Annotated in this window: 12 protein-coding genes; 8 read left to right on the top strand and 4 right to left on the bottom strand. The window is 66.3% G+C overall.

The window, feature by feature from the left end; all coding sequences use genetic code 11:
- The first annotated feature begins 101 nt into the window (after window positions 1-101).
- Genes EV376_RS25290 through EV376_RS25280 form a run of 3 tightly spaced genes read left to right on the top strand, consistent with a single transcriptional unit; the run spans window position 102 to window position 1,664 of the window.
- Window positions 102-593: a hypothetical protein gene (locus EV376_RS25290; protein WP_130327206.1), complete on the top strand. Its 492-nt coding sequence runs from the start codon at window positions 102-104 to the stop codon at window positions 591-593.
- Window positions 594-609: 16 nt separating this feature from the next.
- Entirely contained in the window at window positions 610-1,389 is a 780-nt protein-coding gene (locus tag EV376_RS25285) for a phosphotransferase (protein WP_130327204.1), read from the top strand.
- 50 nt (window positions 1,390-1,439) lie between these two features.
- Entirely contained in the window at window positions 1,440-1,664 is a 225-nt protein-coding gene (locus EV376_RS25280) for a hypothetical protein (RefSeq protein ID WP_486482797.1), read from the top strand.
- A gap of 219 nt (window positions 1,665-1,883) precedes the next feature.
- Here EV376_RS25280 and EV376_RS25275 read toward each other — a convergent pair whose 3' ends face one another.
- Window positions 1,884-2,141 (bottom strand): hypothetical protein, encoded by a 258-nt coding sequence (locus EV376_RS25275; RefSeq protein WP_486482796.1) that lies wholly within the window; start codon window positions 2,139-2,141, stop codon window positions 1,884-1,886.
- A 397-nt stretch (window positions 2,142-2,538) separates the two neighbouring features.
- On the opposite strand from EV376_RS25275, the gene EV376_RS25270 reads away from it, so the two are divergent.
- The 3 genes from EV376_RS25270 to EV376_RS25260 all read left to right on the top strand — a co-directional run bounded on the left by EV376_RS25270 (window position 2,539) and on the right by EV376_RS25260 (window position 6,511).
- A complete protein-coding gene (locus EV376_RS25270) occupies window positions 2,539-3,213 on the top strand; it encodes an HNH endonuclease family protein (protein WP_130327202.1) in 675 nt (224 codons plus the stop codon).
- A gap of 539 nt (window positions 3,214-3,752) precedes the next feature.
- Window positions 3,753-4,733, top strand: a complete 981-nt coding sequence (locus EV376_RS25265; protein WP_130327200.1) for an ATP-dependent DNA ligase — start codon at window positions 3,753-3,755, stop codon at window positions 4,731-4,733.
- A 389-nt stretch (window positions 4,734-5,122) separates the two neighbouring features.
- Entirely contained in the window at window positions 5,123-6,511 is a 1,389-nt protein-coding gene (locus EV376_RS25260) for an IS1380 family transposase (protein ID WP_130327198.1), read from the top strand.
- 663 nt (window positions 6,512-7,174) lie between these two features.
- On the opposite strand, the gene EV376_RS25255 is transcribed toward EV376_RS25260, so the two are convergent.
- Entirely contained in the window at window positions 7,175-7,378 is a 204-nt protein-coding gene (locus EV376_RS25255) for a DUF397 domain-containing protein (protein ID WP_130327196.1), read from the bottom strand.
- A gap of 399 nt (window positions 7,379-7,777) precedes the next feature.
- On the opposite strand from EV376_RS25255, the gene EV376_RS25250 reads away from it, so the two are divergent.
- Window positions 7,778-8,587 (top strand): Scr1 family TA system antitoxin-like transcriptional regulator, encoded by an 810-nt coding sequence (locus EV376_RS25250; protein WP_130328856.1) that lies wholly within the window; start codon window positions 7,778-7,780, stop codon window positions 8,585-8,587.
- Here the strand turns inward: EV376_RS25250 and EV376_RS25245 are convergent.
- Window positions 8,581-8,976, bottom strand: a complete 396-nt coding sequence (locus EV376_RS25245) for a hypothetical protein (protein ID WP_130327194.1) — start codon at window positions 8,974-8,976, stop codon at window positions 8,581-8,583. The genes EV376_RS25250 and EV376_RS25245 overlap by 7 nt on opposite strands.
- Window positions 8,977-9,342: 366 nt before the next feature.
- Window positions 9,343-9,750 (bottom strand): hypothetical protein, encoded by a 408-nt coding sequence (locus EV376_RS25240; RefSeq protein ID WP_130327192.1) that lies wholly within the window; start codon window positions 9,748-9,750, stop codon window positions 9,343-9,345.
- 610 nt (window positions 9,751-10,360) lie between these two features.
- Between EV376_RS25240 and EV376_RS25235 the strand changes: the two genes are divergently transcribed.
- Window positions 10,361-16,609 carry an RHS repeat-associated core domain-containing protein gene (locus EV376_RS25235; protein ID WP_130328855.1) on the top strand — a complete coding sequence of 2,083 codons (6,249 nt, stop codon included), beginning with the start codon at window positions 10,361-10,363 and terminating at the stop codon, window positions 16,607-16,609.
- Window positions 16,610-16,980 lie beyond the last annotated feature (371 nt).

The raw sequence follows: 16,980 nt of genomic DNA, 5'->3' as shown, positions 1-16,980 counted from the left end.
CCTTGCACGCTTCGCCGAAGAACAGACAAGGGACCGAGGCCCCTACCTCCGCGCTCGGCGCGAGTCCAGCGCCGCTGACCGCACAGGTTGAAGGAGAAGCCGTGACCATCACCGCAGACAGACCGGCCACGATCGCCGCCGACCCCCGAACCCTCATCGACGCCGAAACGTTCGGCAAGCTGGTCGACTACTTCGCCGCCGACCGGCACGTCACCCGCACCTACGCCGAGCGGGCCGTCGAGCAGTTCTGCGTGTTCCTCAAGGCACATGCCGACAACGTCGACAACCCGAACTTCGGAATGCCGCTTCCGGACGGATCGATCGGCCGCGTCGTGCCGACCCTCCCGATCGACGCAGTGTGGCACTCCGTCTTGCAGCACACCGTGCCGTACGCCGCCGCGTGCGAGCAGATCGCCGAAGGCTTCGTCCACCACATCCCCATCCTCACCGAGGGAATGATGGACGGAACCGCCGTGACCTTCACACTCGCGGCACTGCACAAGACCGGCTACCGGGTCGACATGGAATTCTGGGCCGGTGAGGCGGAGTCGTGCTGCCCGCCCAACCCGCCCCAGCCCGGCGGCGGCAAGTAACAGCGGAAGGTAACCCATGCGCAGTGACTGGACCGCGCTACCCGACGCCGTCACGGCGGGGATAGCCGAACGAGTCGGCGGCATCATCGACGTGTACCCGGCTCCGTGCGGCAACCACGCGGAGATCGCATCGACCGTCACCGGCTCAACCGGCACAGTCTTCGTCAAGGCGGCATCAGGTGACCTGGGCGTCCGGTCACTGCGCTACGAGCTGGCGGCAACCACAGCGGTCGACTGGTATCCGCCGGCCGTGCTCTGGCACTTCACGTACGACAGCTGGTTCGTGGTGGGGGTCGAACACCTGGACGGCCCCCACCCGGACCTGTCGCCCGACAGCCACGACCTGGGGCTGCTCGCGGCGGCCTTGAAAGGACTGCAAGAAACGCCGGCGCCCGCCGGAACGTGGTTCACTCCTGCCGGCCGCCTCGGCTTCGCCCTTCCGGCCATGGACGGCCAGGCGCTCGTGCACTCCGACCTCAATCCGGCCAACCTCATCGTGACGGCAGGCGGCCTGCGCATCGTCGACTGGGCGTACGCGACCAAGGCTGCCCCGTGGGTCGAGCTCGCGTTGCTCGCGCAGTGGCTCATCGGCAGCGGCCACACGCCCGAGCAGGCAGAGCAATGGTTGACACAGTTCCCCGCTTGGACCACCGCTGACCGCGACGTCCTGAACGACTTCGCGTCAAGGAACGCCGCGAAGTGGGCTACCAAGTCCCGGAAAGCCCCACAGCGATGGGTACACGACCTCGCAGCCTGGACCGGCGAGTGGGCAGCCCACCGAAGCCAAAGCGACTGAAATCTTCGGCCCTTCGCCGCATCGACCGAGCTCATTGAAGGAGGCCGCTCATGAACATCACTCCGCTCACGGTCGACCGGATTCCCCACTTGGAGAAGCTGCTGGCGCTGGGAGAGCCGTACATCAGGCTGCGGGGCTCATCGGACTACTGGCTGTACGCCACGCTGTTCGCCAACACCTGCCCACTCGCCATCATCGACGGGCAGGTGATCGGCAGCGTGATCGCCTTCCGAAGCCAGGTCGACCCGTCAACGATCTACAGGGCGTGTCCGTGATTTGCGACTACAAGTGGCCAGGAAAGCACCGCGCAGTGTACGAACGATCGATCGACGCGGAGCCTGCCGACGGGCACCTGCACTGAATTGGTCACCGGGCGCTCCGCAAAACCCTGCCCGCGGCTCGGCGTGTGAGTGGCGTAACGGTGGCACGGTTGCGGCGGGATGCCGCCTCGCCAGGGGGAGCACAACAATCCGCATTGCGTAGCCGATGACACCTCACCCGGCGCCACGAGCCGGCGGAGGAGTGCCATTTGTCTGCTCCCGCCACCGGCCAGCGGTGTCCGCGCGCAGCAGACGATCAACCATCTGCAGGGCCTCTGGCTCCGAGTCGAACTCCCACCGCAGCACCTTCCCGGACTCCGTATCGCCGGCCCGGGCCATCACTGTCCAACGGGTTTCACGAACCAGCCACACGTCGCGGCGGGTCAGGCGCCCCCAGATGCCGTTCCACCACCGCCGTACCACTTCCTGCACACAGGGATAGTACATGTGTTCGATCATGCAGAAGGTTCGGACCGCGAGCTGCCTCGCGCGCGGAGGCGAGCGCCACCGCCAGTAGCCCTGGTGCCTCCGACTCGCGGCGGGCCGGGCGGTGCCGACGTGCCCGAAGATCAGGTCCGCTGCTTCGCCGCACGGCGGAGCTTCTACAGGCGGGTTCCGCCGGACGCGAGGTGGTGCGAGATCGCACCTTCACCTGGACGCGCCCTCGGACGCAGGGTCAGCGTCGCACAGGTCAGCAACCGCGCGTAGCCGTGGTTGACGGCGAGCATGTGCGGTAGCCGCGTCGTCGTCCCTTTACGTGGATGGCGTTCGATGGACATGATCGCGGGGGACCATCGTTGTCCCGTCCCGAACGCCGAGGAGGCCTGCCATGAGTTTCCCCCGATTTATCACCCGCCCTGGCCGTGCCGTGCACCGAGCCGCAGCGACCGCGGCGACCGTGATCGTCGGCGCCGGCGTCCTGGTCGCGGGGGCTGCCCCGGCGTCGGCGACCCCGCCCGGGATTCCGTCGAAGGCGACCGCACAGTCGCAGCTCAACGCTCTCACCGTTCGGGCCGAGGGCTCGATGAGCGGGTACTCGCGGGATAAGTTCCCGCACTGGATCACCATCAGCGGCACCTGCAACACTCGCGAGCAGGTCCTCAAGCGCGACGGCACCTCCGTCGTCGTGAACAGTTCGTGCGCGGCGACCTCCGGGCGCTGGTACAGCCCGTATGACGGGGCGACCTGGTCCGCCGCCTCGGACGTCGACATCGACCACGTCGTTCCACTGGCTGAGGCGTGGCGGTCGGGGGCGAGCTCGTGGACGACCAGCCGGCGGCAAAGCTTCGCCAACGACCTGTCCCGGCCGCAGCTGATCGCGGTGACCGACAACGTCAACCAGTCCAAGGGTGACCAGGACCCGTCGACGTGGCAGCCGCCGCGCTCGGCGTACCGGTGCACCTACAGCAAGATGTGGATCACCGTGAAGTACGCCTACGGCCTGACCCTGCAGTCGTCGGAGAAGTCCGCGCTGCAGAGCATGCTCAACACCTGCTCGTCCTGACAGGCCGACCCGACCAGGCTTTGTCAACGCACGACAGCCCCATGGGTCCTATGACCTAACTGCCGTCCGTACACAGGAGCGGTGCGGGGGCCGGCTGGTGGCCGGTCCCCGCACCGGTGGCGTCGCGTCCGGTCATCGTGGCCCACCTGTTCCGCCGGATCAGTCGTCGGACCTCTACCACGATCGGCAGGCCCGGCAGGCCAGGCGCGCTGTTCGCCGCCTGGTCGGCGGGCGGTTCATTTCACCGGCGACGCCGGTCATCAAGTCGAACTATCGCCGCACCGCACGACGTACCGTCCGCACCACACATCCCACATCAAGCTCATTTCCGACGACGCAAGCGAGCCCGGGCCGGGCGCATGCGGATTCGTTGTCGCGGATCTTCGCCCGGGACATCCCGTGTCGCTCTCACGATGAGGTGGGGGTGGGCGGAGGATGAGTGGCACCGGCGGCTGGCGTCGTGGGGACAGGAGGTGACTCCCACCCACCCACGCGCGCACGCCCGAGCGGAACCTGTCCTGCGCCGGCCGGTCGCGCCGATGCTCGCAGCCCCGGTTGACGTCGTACCCGACGGCCCAGGCCTGGTGCACGAGCCCAAGTGGGATGGGTGGCGGGCGATCGCCTTCCGCGAGGCCGACGAGGTGTACCTGCAGTCGAGAGCCGGCCGAAACTTGACCACCTACTTCCCGGACATCACCCGGGCCATTCGGACGGCCATCCCGCCCGGGGTGGTGCTCGACGGCGAGCTGATCGTCTGGGAGCGAGGCCGCACCAACTTCGCTCTGCTTCAACGCCGGGTTACCGCCGGCCGCGCCCTGCAGCGCCTGGCCGCCGAGTGCCCGGCTCACTACGTGTTGTTCGACCTGCTCGCTGACGCCGGCGGCCGGGTGATCGTGGACCTGCCGCTGTCGCAGCGGAGAGCCCTGCTGGAGCAGCTGCTCGCCGACGCGCCGCCGCAGCTCACCCTGACTCCGCAGACGGCGGACATGAGGCAGGTAGGGGAGTGGCTCTTGCACTGGACCGTCGCGGCGGGCATCGAGGGAGTGGTGAGCAAACGTGTGGCCGGTCGGTACGAGCCCGGCCGGCGCGGCTGGTCGAAGTTCCGGACCCGGATCGTCACGGAGGCCATCGTCGGCGGAGTCACCGGCAGCCTCAGCCGACCCGAGACCGTGCTGCTGGGCCGTTTCGACCGGCAGGGGCGGCTGCGCTACACCGGCCGCTCCCACCCGCTGACCACCGATCAGGCCGTCAGCCTGGCCGCCCTGCTCGCGCCGCCACGCCCCGGCGTGGCACACCCGTGGCCGCAGCCACTGCCCGCATCCTGGTCCGGCCAACTCGATCAACCCGAACCCCTGCCGTACGTACAGGTAGAGCCGACCCTCGTGGCGGAAATCGACGCCGACGTCGCCTTCGAACACCACAAGTGGCGCCACCGAGTGCGATACGCGCGCGTGCGAACGGAATTGTCGGTCGATGACGTGCCGCTGTTGCTCGGCGAGGAGAACCGCGGCCCGAGGTGAGCGCCGGTGGATGGCTAATGGGCCGCAGGTGCCCTTTGATCCGCTGCGGGCACGCCTCATAGCGCCCGTTCGCTAATCAATGCGATGGTCGGCGGTGCAGACCCCGCACCGCTTTTCAATTCGCGAATTCTCGACTGATTGACACGTGATTCCCGAAACGAATGGATTCCAACACTTCCTAACGTCCGCTGCGGTGGGGGTTGCTGGCTTCGCCATATCGAGAAGGAGAATCAGCACTCGCTTTGAGTGCTTCTCGGGGTCTTTGCTAAGCCTCGATCCACCGATCAATGCTGGGATGACGGGACCCCGGAGATAGAAAGTGCCCTCTGAACTGGAAGGATAGGAGTTGCGACGCTTCTATTCCGCCGGTCCGAGAGGGCACCTCGCAGGTGAGATTACGCCATGATGCGCCGGTGGTGCGCGCGACGTTCGATGATCCGAATCTGGTGTCTTGTGCCGGTCTGGTCCCGGTGATGCGCCTGGCTCAGCAGGCCGGTCTGCACGACGCGGTCGCCGACCGGGTGCGGCTGCCGACGGACAAGGGCGCGAACCCGGCGGGCAAGGTCGCCACGGTCGTGGCGGGCATGCTGGCCGGCGCGGACAGCATCGACGACCTGGGCATCGCCCGGCACGGTGGCATGCGGTCGCTGTTCACCGGCGTGTACGCGCCCTCGACGCTGGGCTCGTTCCTGCGCACGTTCACCCACGGGCACGTGCGGCAGTTGCAGGGCGCCGCCCGCGACACCCTGATCGGCCTGGCCGGGCGCACACCGTTGCTGGCCGGCGCCGACGTGCTGACCTTTGTGGATATCGACTCGATGCTGCGGCGCGTCTACGGCAAGCAGAAGCAGGGCACCGGGTTCGGCCATGCCAAGGTCGGCGGCTACAACGTCTGGCTACGCGGTTACAACCCGCTGATCACAACGCTGTCCACTCCGCTGTCCGCGCCGGTGATCGCCGCCACCCGGCTGCGCAGCGGTAACGCCGGCTCCGCGCGCGGTGCCGCGAGCATGCTCGCCGAAGCGATCACCACCGCCCGATCGTGCGGCGCCACCGGGGAGATCGTGGTCCGGGCCGACTCGGCGTTCTACGCCAAGACCGTGATTTCCACGTGCCGCCGCCGGAAGGTGCGGTTCTCGGTCACCTGCCGGATCGATGCGAAGATCCGTGCCGCGTGCGCGAGCATCAACGAGGACCAGTGGATCGACATCCGGTATCCGCAAGCCGTCTGGGACGACGACGCCCAGCGGTGGATCTCCGACGCGCAGATCGCCGAAACCGTCTACACCGCGTTCGTCGGCACCCGGCACGCTGTGACCGCCCGGCTGATCGTGCGCAGGGTTCGCCGCGACGACCCGGCACAGATCCCCGGCCAGGAAGAACTGCTGCCCGCCTACCGGTATCACGCGGTGTTCACCGACAGCCCGTTCACCCTGGTGCAGGCCGAAGCCCAGCACCGCCAACATGCTGTCATCGAGCAAGTCAACGCGGATCTGATCGCCGGGCCCCTGGCGCACCTGCCGTCCGGCCGGTTCGCCGCGAACGACGCCTGGCTGACCTGCGCCGCCATCAGTCACAACCTCAACCGCGCCGCCGGACACCGCGCCGCCGGCGGCTACGCCACCGCTCGGACCACCACCATCCGCACCCGGATCATCAATGTCACCGCCCGCCTCGCGCACCGGGCCCGCGCCATCCACCTGCACCTACCCGAGCACTGGCCCTGGCAGGCAGGATTCGACAACCTGTTCACCGCCGTCCACCCGGCGCCCGGCTGACCACGTCATAACGACTGAAACCAGGCGGCCCGACCACAGGCCACAACCCCGGTCCCACCCCGAACAAACACGCCCGGAGCAAGCCGATCACGTGATCAGCGGCTTCCCCATACCCGCCGAATCACCCAATACCGAGATGATCAACCGATGTTCGGTGGAAACCCCGTCGGTGGATCGAGGCTAAGTCGTTGTCGGGGCGGCAATGGGCCCTGCAGAATTGTCGGCGTGGCCTTCAGGTGGCCGGGGCCAATTCCGGCAGGTCGTTCCTTGATGTGGCTTCGGCTTGCAGTGGGAAGTGCGCCCGGTTGTCCTCCTGCCCTCTGCGGCGCCAAAGGCAGAGATGACGGGCGGGTGCAGCCCTAGGGGTCGAGAGTTGTTCAGACCTGGTGGTGAGTCAGCGCGGCCGAGTGGCCCTGTCCACATCCGTCGTGTCGCGGCAGCATCAGAGGGTCGAAATTCCGTAGGGTCTGTCGGCAGCAAGTGCATTCGGGCACCTCTTGAGGTAGTTCGCTGGTCTCGTTGTGCTCGGGCTGACCAAGCGAGCTGGGGACGGCAGGGCGTCCCTGATCGGACGCCCGCCGACGTTGTCAACTAGCCGACAGCTGTGGGTTGGCACATAACTGGACTCGGCAACGCTGATCAGGTTGCCCTAGCCGGTCCCGTCTACGGGATCACGGGGGTGTTGTTTCGGAGCCCGAGAAGGAAGGATCGCCATGAACTGTCAGAGAAGGACAGGACGGAGCCGGGCGCGGTGGAGTCGAATACGCCGACTCCGTCATGGTGGCGCGAGACGATGACGCAATGGTCGTTGGCGCATCTGGAACTGCGTCGCGTCCATAGGGGCTGTGTAGGCCCGATCCTCTCCATCGCAACCTCCTAAATGTTGTCGAACCTCTGGGTGGGGGTTTCTCTTATGGGTGACTGTTCGGTTCGGGCCAAGTCTTCCGGCGTAGCCCACAGCGAAGGGGGCGATGAGTCGAGGTCGACCCAAGCGGCCTCACGTTCCGTCTTTGGGGCCGTCGCGCTATGTAAGCAAGATATCAGGGTGATGACTGGTTCGGCTACGAATGTCGCACTCCGGCAGCCCCGACGAGAACGGATGCGATGGTCTGCTAGCTTATTGCCACTAGCCGTAATCCGACGGGCAGAAGCAATATGCCAATGGCAAGCTTCCCTTCTCATCTCGCCTGTCGCAATTTCCGGCAGGAAGGCGTGGACGTGACGACGGGCGGGCAGGGGCCGACGACCAACCGCAGACGCCTACGGCTGGCCCTGCGGCAGATGCGCCTCACGCGCAGTTACTCCCTCGACGACGTCCGCCGCGAGATGGACTGGTCACTATCGAAGGTCATTCGAATCGAGAGCGGCCTAGTCAGCATCTCCGTCAACGACCTGCGAGCGCTGCTGTCCCTTTACGGCGTCACCGACGCTGACGAGACCGGTCGCATGGTCGACCTAGCGCGGCTAGCGCGCAGACGCCACTGGGCCGCGGAGTTCCGCGAATTCGTATCCGCCTCCTACATGGACTTCCTCGGGTACGAGGATGACGCCTCACGGATCAGCCAGTACCACCCATTCCTGATCCCCGGGCTGCTCCAGACCGAGGACTACGCCCGGCTCGTCGTCACCGCCGGGCCGCACTACCGGACAGACAACCCCGCCGCCCAGGCGCGGGTTCGGCTACGAATGGCCCGCCAGGACCGAGTGTTCGCCGCCAACCGACACTGCACCGTGCGGGTGGTACTGGACGAACGCGCCCTCAAACCGGTCCACAGCCCCGATGTCATGAAGCGGCAGATCGACAAGATACTGCAGTTGCTACCGCGCCTCGACCTCGTCATCCTCCGGCAAGACAGCGCCGCCGAATCCGGCTTCGTCGGGCCGTTCTCCTTCCACGAGTTCGACTCCGACCTCGACCCGGACGTGGTCTACCTGGACAACCAGCCCGACGACGTGGCCCTCGTCGAGGACGCCGACATGGTGGCCGGTTACAAGGCCTCCTTCCACGACCTCTACCAACAGGCCAGCGACTCCGACGCCGCGCGCAAGATACTTGAGGCTCGCTTACATCACTGACCATCCCGGTCACCACCTCGGGCATGCCGGGGACCCGGAACGCGCACCGCCCCGACATCCGACCGGACCGCACCCGCCTCCCCTCGGCGCCGCTCACCGCACGGGCCAAGGCGGCGTTGACGAATCGGCTGCACGATCACCACGCTCGCCGGCGCGCGACCCGTCACGTACGGCGACACGAGCAGCAACGCGGCCATCAGCGCAGATGTCCGCACGTCGCTGATGGCCGCGCCGACCACAAGCGCCACGGCGGGCACCGCCGCCCGGCACACCGCGTCCGACCGCATCATCAGCGCCGCCCGACACGACCAGGCCGTCATGCCGCTCGGCGTCGCTGCCACAGCAAGCTGTACAGACTGCGCCTCGGAGTCGGACAGCCGGTCCGTCATCAGAACCTCCGCCGCACCCACCATCGTCTTCCCTCCGCTGGACAACCGCCCAGTTGTTCGAGTTGCAAAACGCAATTTCCGATTCGCCCATGGCTTTCTGCCACAGGCAGACTAGCGGGAGAGGGTCGCCGCTCGGCGACGCCGCGCCGGGCAGGTTGCCAACTTTCACGACGCGACCGCCGCAACGGAGACCCCGACCTGGTGCTCGAACACCAGCAGTAGCGCAACTGGGCGCGGCACCATGCGCGCTTCTGCTACCACGTGCCGCTCCTACCGGGCGACCAAGGCGGCCATGAAGGGATCGCCGTGCACAGGCCTGAGCATCGAGCGGCGGTGCCGGCCGTCAAAGTTAGAACTCGATGGCGGTCAGTGCGAGATCGACCTGTCGAGCGGTATCCGCGACAACCCGCGAGCGTCGCGAGTCTTGCGTCCGTAGCCGCCCGACGCGACGCAACGGCCAAACGATCGTCGACACCACCCGGTCAGGCGCAGCCGCGGGCGCCATCCCACGTCCTTCACGAGCCACTCGTACTCCTCGTCCTCACCCGGCAGCGGCGGTGGTCCGGCGTAGCGGTACACCGGCGGGCTGTCCTCCGCGCCGTCTCGGACGTACCGATGCTCGACCGGCTGGCAGGGGTGGTCGCCCGGGCCGATGTAGAAGCCGGCCTGCTGGAGGAACACCATCTGCGGCAATGTTCCAGCCGCGTCGACCTCGACCGGTGCCAGGCGGCCGTCGACCGGGCCGCCCAGAAACCAGACCTGCACGGCGGGCATCAGCGACCGCCCACAGTGTTGCCGATCGCAGTCACCAGCCCGGCGACCGCTGTGACGAAGCTCGCGAGTGCGGTCACCACGCCAACCAACCGACCGTAGTGCTGCTTCATTCAAACTCCCTGTTCGGCGTACCCAACGTTCGCACTTCCTCGTCATGCTCGTGTCCTCTCAACAAGTGCGCGGCCCTGGTCACGTGCTGAAGTAGCTCATCAGGAAAGTCGACGGGCGCGCAGCCCTGGGGAATGCACTGCGGACAATTGGACGGGCTGTGGATGACGCAAGGATCATGCGAAATCTGTGGTATGAGACGCCACGTGGAAGCTCCTGGCCAAGCTGCACTGCTGCCCACGCTGAGCCACCCCGCTACTCGCTGCGATCCTCGTCAAGGAGCAGCGCTAGTCCGGTTGAAACCGGTCACGAGTGGGATGTGTTGGGCAACTCCGTGTCTGGCGGCCCTGATGTGGAGGTATTTCGATGCGGATCTTGACAGGTTGTTGATCTCTTCGGATACTCCCAGGACTCGTTGATCATCCCGCCCCCGGAGTTCCGCGTGTCTGCTCGCCGTCGCATGGTTTCAGCCCATCGCCGGGTCCGGCGTCTGTCGCCGTTGTTGGTGGGGTCGTTGGTGGCCTCGTTGCTGGGTGGGGTGCCTGCGGCGCAGGCCGCGCCCGCTGAGGAGCCGGTCCGACCGGAGCGGCCGGTGCCGGTGTCGTCGGCGGCGACGAAGCCGAAGCCGTTGCCGGAGATGCCGGTGTTCGAGGGTGAGCCGGCGGTGTGGCCGTCTGCCGGTTCTGCAGTGGTGGATTTGCCGCTGTCGGAGAATCGGTCGCGACGCCTGCAGGGGACGGCGAAGCCCGGTGGGTTGCCCGTTGCGGTGACGGCGGTGGACGTGCACGCCACGGATGTGCTGTCCGGCAAGGTGCTGGCGGACGCGGCGGACGCGTCCGAGCTGCCGGGGAAGGTGCGGGTCGAGGTTCTTGATCGGAAGGTGGCTGAGCGGGCGGGTGTGGCGCTTGCGCTCAAGGTCGACCGTGCCGACGGTGCGGCGGGTGGGCGTGCCGAGGTGCGGGTCGACTATTCGGGGTTCGCGGGTGCGTACGGGGGTGACTGGGCGTGGCGGCTGCGGCTGGCCACGATGCCGGCGTGCGCGTTGACTACCCCGGAGGCTGAGCAGTGTGGCCAGGTCACGTGGCTTGACTCGGTCAACGACGGTGAGTCCGGTGTGATCAGGGCCGAGATTGACATGCGCGGCTCGACGCAGGCGGCGGGGGAGGCCCGCGCTGAGGGCGCCGACGCTGAGGCCGCGGCTGTCGGTCAGGTGGTGGTGTTGGCCGCGAGTGGTGCCTCGACGGAGGCCGGGGACTTCTCGAAGACGGACTTGAAGGAGTCCTCGACGTGGGCGGTCAGCGGTAACTCCGGTGACTTCAGTTACTCCTATCCGGTGGAGGCGCCGGCGGTGCCGGGTGGCCTGGTGCCAGACGTTGCGTTGGCTTACAGCTCCGGTGCGGTGGACGGGCAGATCGCCGGGTCGAACACGCAGCCGTCGATGTTCGGTGAGGGCTGGAGTTACACGCCTGGCTTCATCGAGCGGACCTACCGGCCATGTGCCGACGATGCGGAGAATTCCCCGCGTTGGACGGCGCTGAACTACACGGGGGACTTGTGTTGGCGGCTGCCCAACGCGCAGATCATGCTTAACGGCACGTCCAGCGAGATCGTTCTGGGCGGCGATGGGAAGTGGCGGCTGGCCGACGACGACGGCTCGAAGGTGGAGCTGCTGACCGGGGCACCCAACGGCGACAACGACGGTGAGCACTGGAAGATCACCACGACCGACGGGACGCAGTACTGGTTCGGCCGGCAGACGATGCCCAACGGCAAAGGCAACACGAACTCCACGCCGGTAGTGCCAGTGTTCGCCAACCACTCCGGTGAGCCGTGTTTTAGCACCGCTTCGGCGTTGGCGTCGCGCTGTCAGCAGGCGTGGCGGTGGATGCTCGACTACGTCGTGGACCGCAACGGCAACGAGATCTCGTACTGGTACGAGCGAGCGACCGTTCGTACCGGGTTGATGAACTCGGCGTCAACGACCATCGGGTATCACCGCGACGTGTACCTCAACCGGATCGAGTACGGCACGCACACCTCCGACGCCTCGTCGGTAGCGGCGCCGGCGCGGGTGGTGTTCACCAACTCCGACCGCTGCGTCACCACCTCCTGCGGGACCCACAACAAGGCGAACTGGCCGGACACTCCATGGGACCTGGAATGCGTCAACGCGCCCTGCTCCAACAACCTGACGCCGAGCTTCTGGTCGAGCAAGCGCGTGTCCAAGATCTCCACAGAGGTGCGAAAGAACGGCTCGTACTCAGCGGTAGACGAGTGGGCGATCGGGCACACGTTCCCGTCGGCACCGTCGCCGGTGTTGTGGCTGTCCAGCATCGAGCGCACGGGCAAGACCGCCGGCGAGTCGATCAAGCTGCCGAAGCTGTTGACCTACGGCACGAAGTCACAGAACCGGGCCGACTACGACCCGAACGCGTCGATGCAGTCGCACGAGAAGTACCGCATCACCAAGCTGCGCACCGAGTCCGGTGCCGACATCGACGTCACCTACGCGGCCACCGACTCCGGCTGCGTGTTCGGCGGGAGCTTCCCGAACCCGGACAACAACACCAAGCGCTGTTTCCCGCAGTATTACACCAACCCGTCCGGTCAGACGGGGTGGGCGTGGTGGCACAAGCGCATCGTGAGCAAGGTCGTCGAGTCCGACCAGGTCGGCGGCTCTGCGCCGATCACCACCGAGTACAGCTACTCGACGGCGAACTCCTCCAGCAATGTGCTGTGGGGGCACGCGGACGGCGCCGCGGTGTGGGGAGCACCGTTGGAGAAGCGGTCCTGGTCGCAGTGGGCCGGCTACACCAACGTCACCGTCAGAACAGGCAACCCCACCTCGGGCACGAGGTCACAGGTCGACTACCTGTACCTGCGCGGCCTGCACGGCGACCGCACCGACTCCGGCACCCGCAGCGTTTCGGTGACCCCGTTCGACTCCGTGGTCGGCGGGCAAGCGGCCACCGATGCGGACTATCGGCGGGGGCATCTACTCAACGAGCGGATCTACGACCGCGCCGGCGGCAGCGTGGTGCAGATCCTCAAGCACGACCCGTGGACCGTCACCACCGGCACCCGGACACTGTCCACCTCGTGGGCGGTGCCGAACGTGCACCGCTCCTATGTCACCAGGACGAAGAAGGAGATCCGCTGGGAGTGGGTCGACGGCGCGTGGTCCCAGCGCTCGTTGGTCGACACCACCTACGACACCACTAACGGGCGGATCCTGACCGTCTCCGACGAGGGCGGTCCCGCCACCGACGACGAAACCTGCACCACCTACGCGTACGCCGACAACCCCGCCACCCACAAGTACGACTTCGTCAGACAGGAGACGCTGCGGGCCGAAGGCTGCGAGGAAACCCCAGGTGCCCTGCTTTCCGACACCCGCTACTACTACGACGGGCTCGCCCACGGTGGGGCGCCGGGCCGGGGCAACGTGACCAAGACGGAAAACTACGTCGACGGCGGCTGGCAGGTCGCGTCGCAGAACGTGGTCTACGACCCCCACGGCCAGATCACGTCGTCCGCCGACGCGCTGAACCGGACCACGACCACCGCCTACAGCGAGAACGCCGACCGGTTGACCGCGCAGACGACTGTCACCAACCCGGCCGGTCACACGGCCACCAGCACCTTCGACGTGACGCGGGGGCTGCCGCTGACCGTCACCGACGCCAACGACAAGGTGACCACCGGCACCTACGACGCGTTGGGTCGACTGCTGACAGTGACCAGGCCGGGCAACACCACGGGTACACCGGACGAGCAGTACGGCTACAGCCTGTCCCAAACCGCACCATCCTGGGTGTGGACCAAGACGCTCGGGCCCAACGGCACCCAGGTCAGCTCCGTCGACATCTACGACGGCTTGCTGCAGCACCGCCAAACCCAAGCCACCGCCGCCGACGGCAACCGGATCATCACCGAACGGGTGTACGACGAGCGGGGCCTGACAGTCAAGGAGTCGACCTTCTGGAACACCGACTCCGGACCAACCAGCAACCTGGTCACAGCCGCTGACACGGCAATCGAACGGCAGACCCGGTTCGCCTACGACGGGCGAGATCGACAGACCGCGGCCGAGACCTGGTCGCTGAACGCGCTCAAGTGGAAAATCAGCACCTCGTATGCGTGGAACTCGACCACCGTCACACCACCGGCCGGATCCTTCCCCACCCGCGAAATCGTCGACGACCACGGCCGGATCGTGGAGAAGCGCCAGTACCACACCTCGAACACCAGCGGCGCGCACGACACGACCGTGTACGGCTACAACCTGCGCGGCGACCTGACCTCTGTCACCGACCCGGCCGGCAACCGCTGGACCTACACCTACGACTTGCTCGGCCGCAAGACCCAGGCCGTCGACCCCGACGCCGGAAGCACCACCAGCGAGTACCACAGCAACGGCCTGTTGAAGGCGACCACTGACGGCCGCGGCAAGCGGCTGTACTACGCCTACGACAACCTCAACCGGCGTAAGGAGATACGCGAGGACCACTCCGCCGGCAGGCTGATGGCCGCCTGGACCTACGACACCATCGCCAAGGGCCAGCTGACCAGCTCGACCCGATACGACACCGACGGGCTCGCCTACACCACGAGCGTTGGCTCCTACGACCACGGCTACCGGCCCCTGTCCTCCACCGTCACCATCCCCGCGTCCACCGCCAACGGGGCCCTCGCCGGCACCTACACCACATCCATGACCTACAAGGTCAACGGCGCGCCTGCGACGGTCAGCCTGCCCGGCGTCGGTGGTCTGCCCGCCGAAACCCTCACCTACACCTACCGCAACCTGGGCCTGCTGACCTCGATGAGCTCCGGCCAGCAGACCTACCTCGCCGACGTCGACTACGCCTACGACGGCCTGCCCTACCGCACCTACCTCGGGGCGGGCGGCAAGCGGGTACGGCTGACCAACCAGCACGGCACCGCCGACCGGCGCCTGCTGGACGCCCGCGTCGACACCGAAAACGAGACCACCCCCAACACCTGGGATGAGAAGTTCAGCACCCAGTACGCCTACCGGGACAACGGGCTGATCAGCGTCATCGCCGGCAAGACCAACGGCCAGCGCGACCAGGTCGAATGCTTCACCTACGACTACCTGCAACGCCTGAACGAGGCCTGGACCGAAGCGACCTGGAACTGCGCCACCCCACAACGCGCCGGAGCCGACCCGTACTGGCGTCAGTGGACGTTCGACAAGATCGGTAACCGGCTCACCCAGACCGACAAACACCCCGATGGCACCGACACCACCTGGACCTACACCACCCCCGCCACGGGACAGCCCCGACCGCACGCGCTGACCAGCGTGACCGCGACCGGACCCAAGGCCGGCACCCCAACCCGCACGTTCACCTACGACAACGCCGGCAACATGCTCACCCGCACCACCGAAACCGGCGCCAACCAAACCCTCACCTGGGACCCCGAAGGCCACCTCGCCACCCTCACCGAGAACGGCCAAACCACCAGCTACCTGTATGACGCCGACGGTAACCGACTCATTGCCCGCGCACCTGAGAAGACCACCCTCTACCTCGGCGCCACCGAACTCGAACTCACCACCGGCAGCAGTCAACCCGACGGCACCCGCTACTACGACGGCTACGCCGTCCGCACCATCACCGGCCTCAAATGGACGATCAACAACCACCAAGGCACCGGCCAGATCCAGATCGACCCCAGCACGCTCGACAGCGAACGCCGCCGCACCATGCCCTACGGCGAAGACCGCAGCACACCCCCAGCCGATTGGTACGGAACCAAGGGATTCGTCGGCGGCACCACCGACGACACCGGCCTCACCCACCTCGGCGCCCGCGAATACGACCCCACCCTCGGCCGCTTCATCTCCGTCGACCCAGTCCAAGATGTCACCGATCCGCAGCAGTGGCACGGGTATGCGTACGCAAACAACAATCCGGTCACGTACAGCGACCCGACGGGACTAATTTGGACTGACTTCCAGGTCGGCACGGACCCTCACTTCAACGGTCAGGGCGCGGGCACGGAAGGATATGGCGCGTACGGTAAGGGAGGCTCTTCCAGTACTCGGAAGAGCAACCACTGCCCGCAAGGCAGCCCGTACGCGTGTCAGGCGGCTGCGGACAAGCGCAGCAAAGCTAAGAAGACCGCTGCCATCAGGGCAGGAAAGAAACCTGCAAATATTCCGCCGGTACCTTGTACGAATATCGACAGCGGCTATGCGAAGGGCGCATGCGGTGCTGCGTCCGGTGGAGCAACGACAGGCGGGTTGAAGGACACCGCTGACGCGCGGCGAGAGGCCGCTCGTACGATGCGATGGGGAGAGACTAAGGCCGAGCGTTCCGCAGCCGCGCGGCGGATGCTCGTCCTGAAGAAATACCCGATCATCGGCCGGATCGGGGAACTTGGAAAGAATCGATGGATTCGTGGAGGGGCGCGAGCGCTGATCGTGGCTGGGTTTGTATTTTCTGCCGCTGGTTACTATGTCGACGGCGACGACGTGACGACTTCCGTGGCAAAAGCTGGCGTCGAGACCGGCTTGGGCGTGGTTGGCGCCGCGCTACTAGTGCCGATGGGTGCTGCTTGTGGCCCGTTTGCAGTGGTCTGCGGTCCCGCCCTTGGCGTAGCTGGAGCCATCGGCGGGGCCAGCGGCGGAGCCAAGCTTAACCAGTTGGCTGAATCGGACGGTGGCATTTTTGGATGGAGGCCGTATGACTGGACCAGAAGCTGGTCTGACTGGGATTAGTGGTCGCTGCTGCGATAGGATTGAATCGTAGTATGGGTTGGTTTATAGCAATATTTATTGCTCTAGCTATTTTCGTTTCGCCAGTGGTAACGTATCGGCATTGGCGGGGTAAGGCCAGTTCTTATGAAGGGCAGTCTGCGGCAATTTGGTATCGGTCGAAGCGCTTCCGCCAAGGGCATATCAGGGCAACCCCTGTAGTCTTCCTCACCGGTTTCTCATGCGCGATTGCGATGTCGCTTCTCTTTCTTCCGTCGGCGACGCCGGGGAAACCTCCGGCTTGGGCTCAACTATTAATTCTTGTGTTCCTTGGCTTTGCGCTTGTGGGTGCGCTGCTATATTGGACGGTAATGCTCTTCAGCTTCCCGAAATTC

The sequence above is a fragment of the Micromonospora sp. CNZ295 genome, from assembly GCF_004217535.1.
Note: the sequence above shows the minus strand (reverse complement) of the source record. Positions and strands in the feature narration are given on the sequence as shown.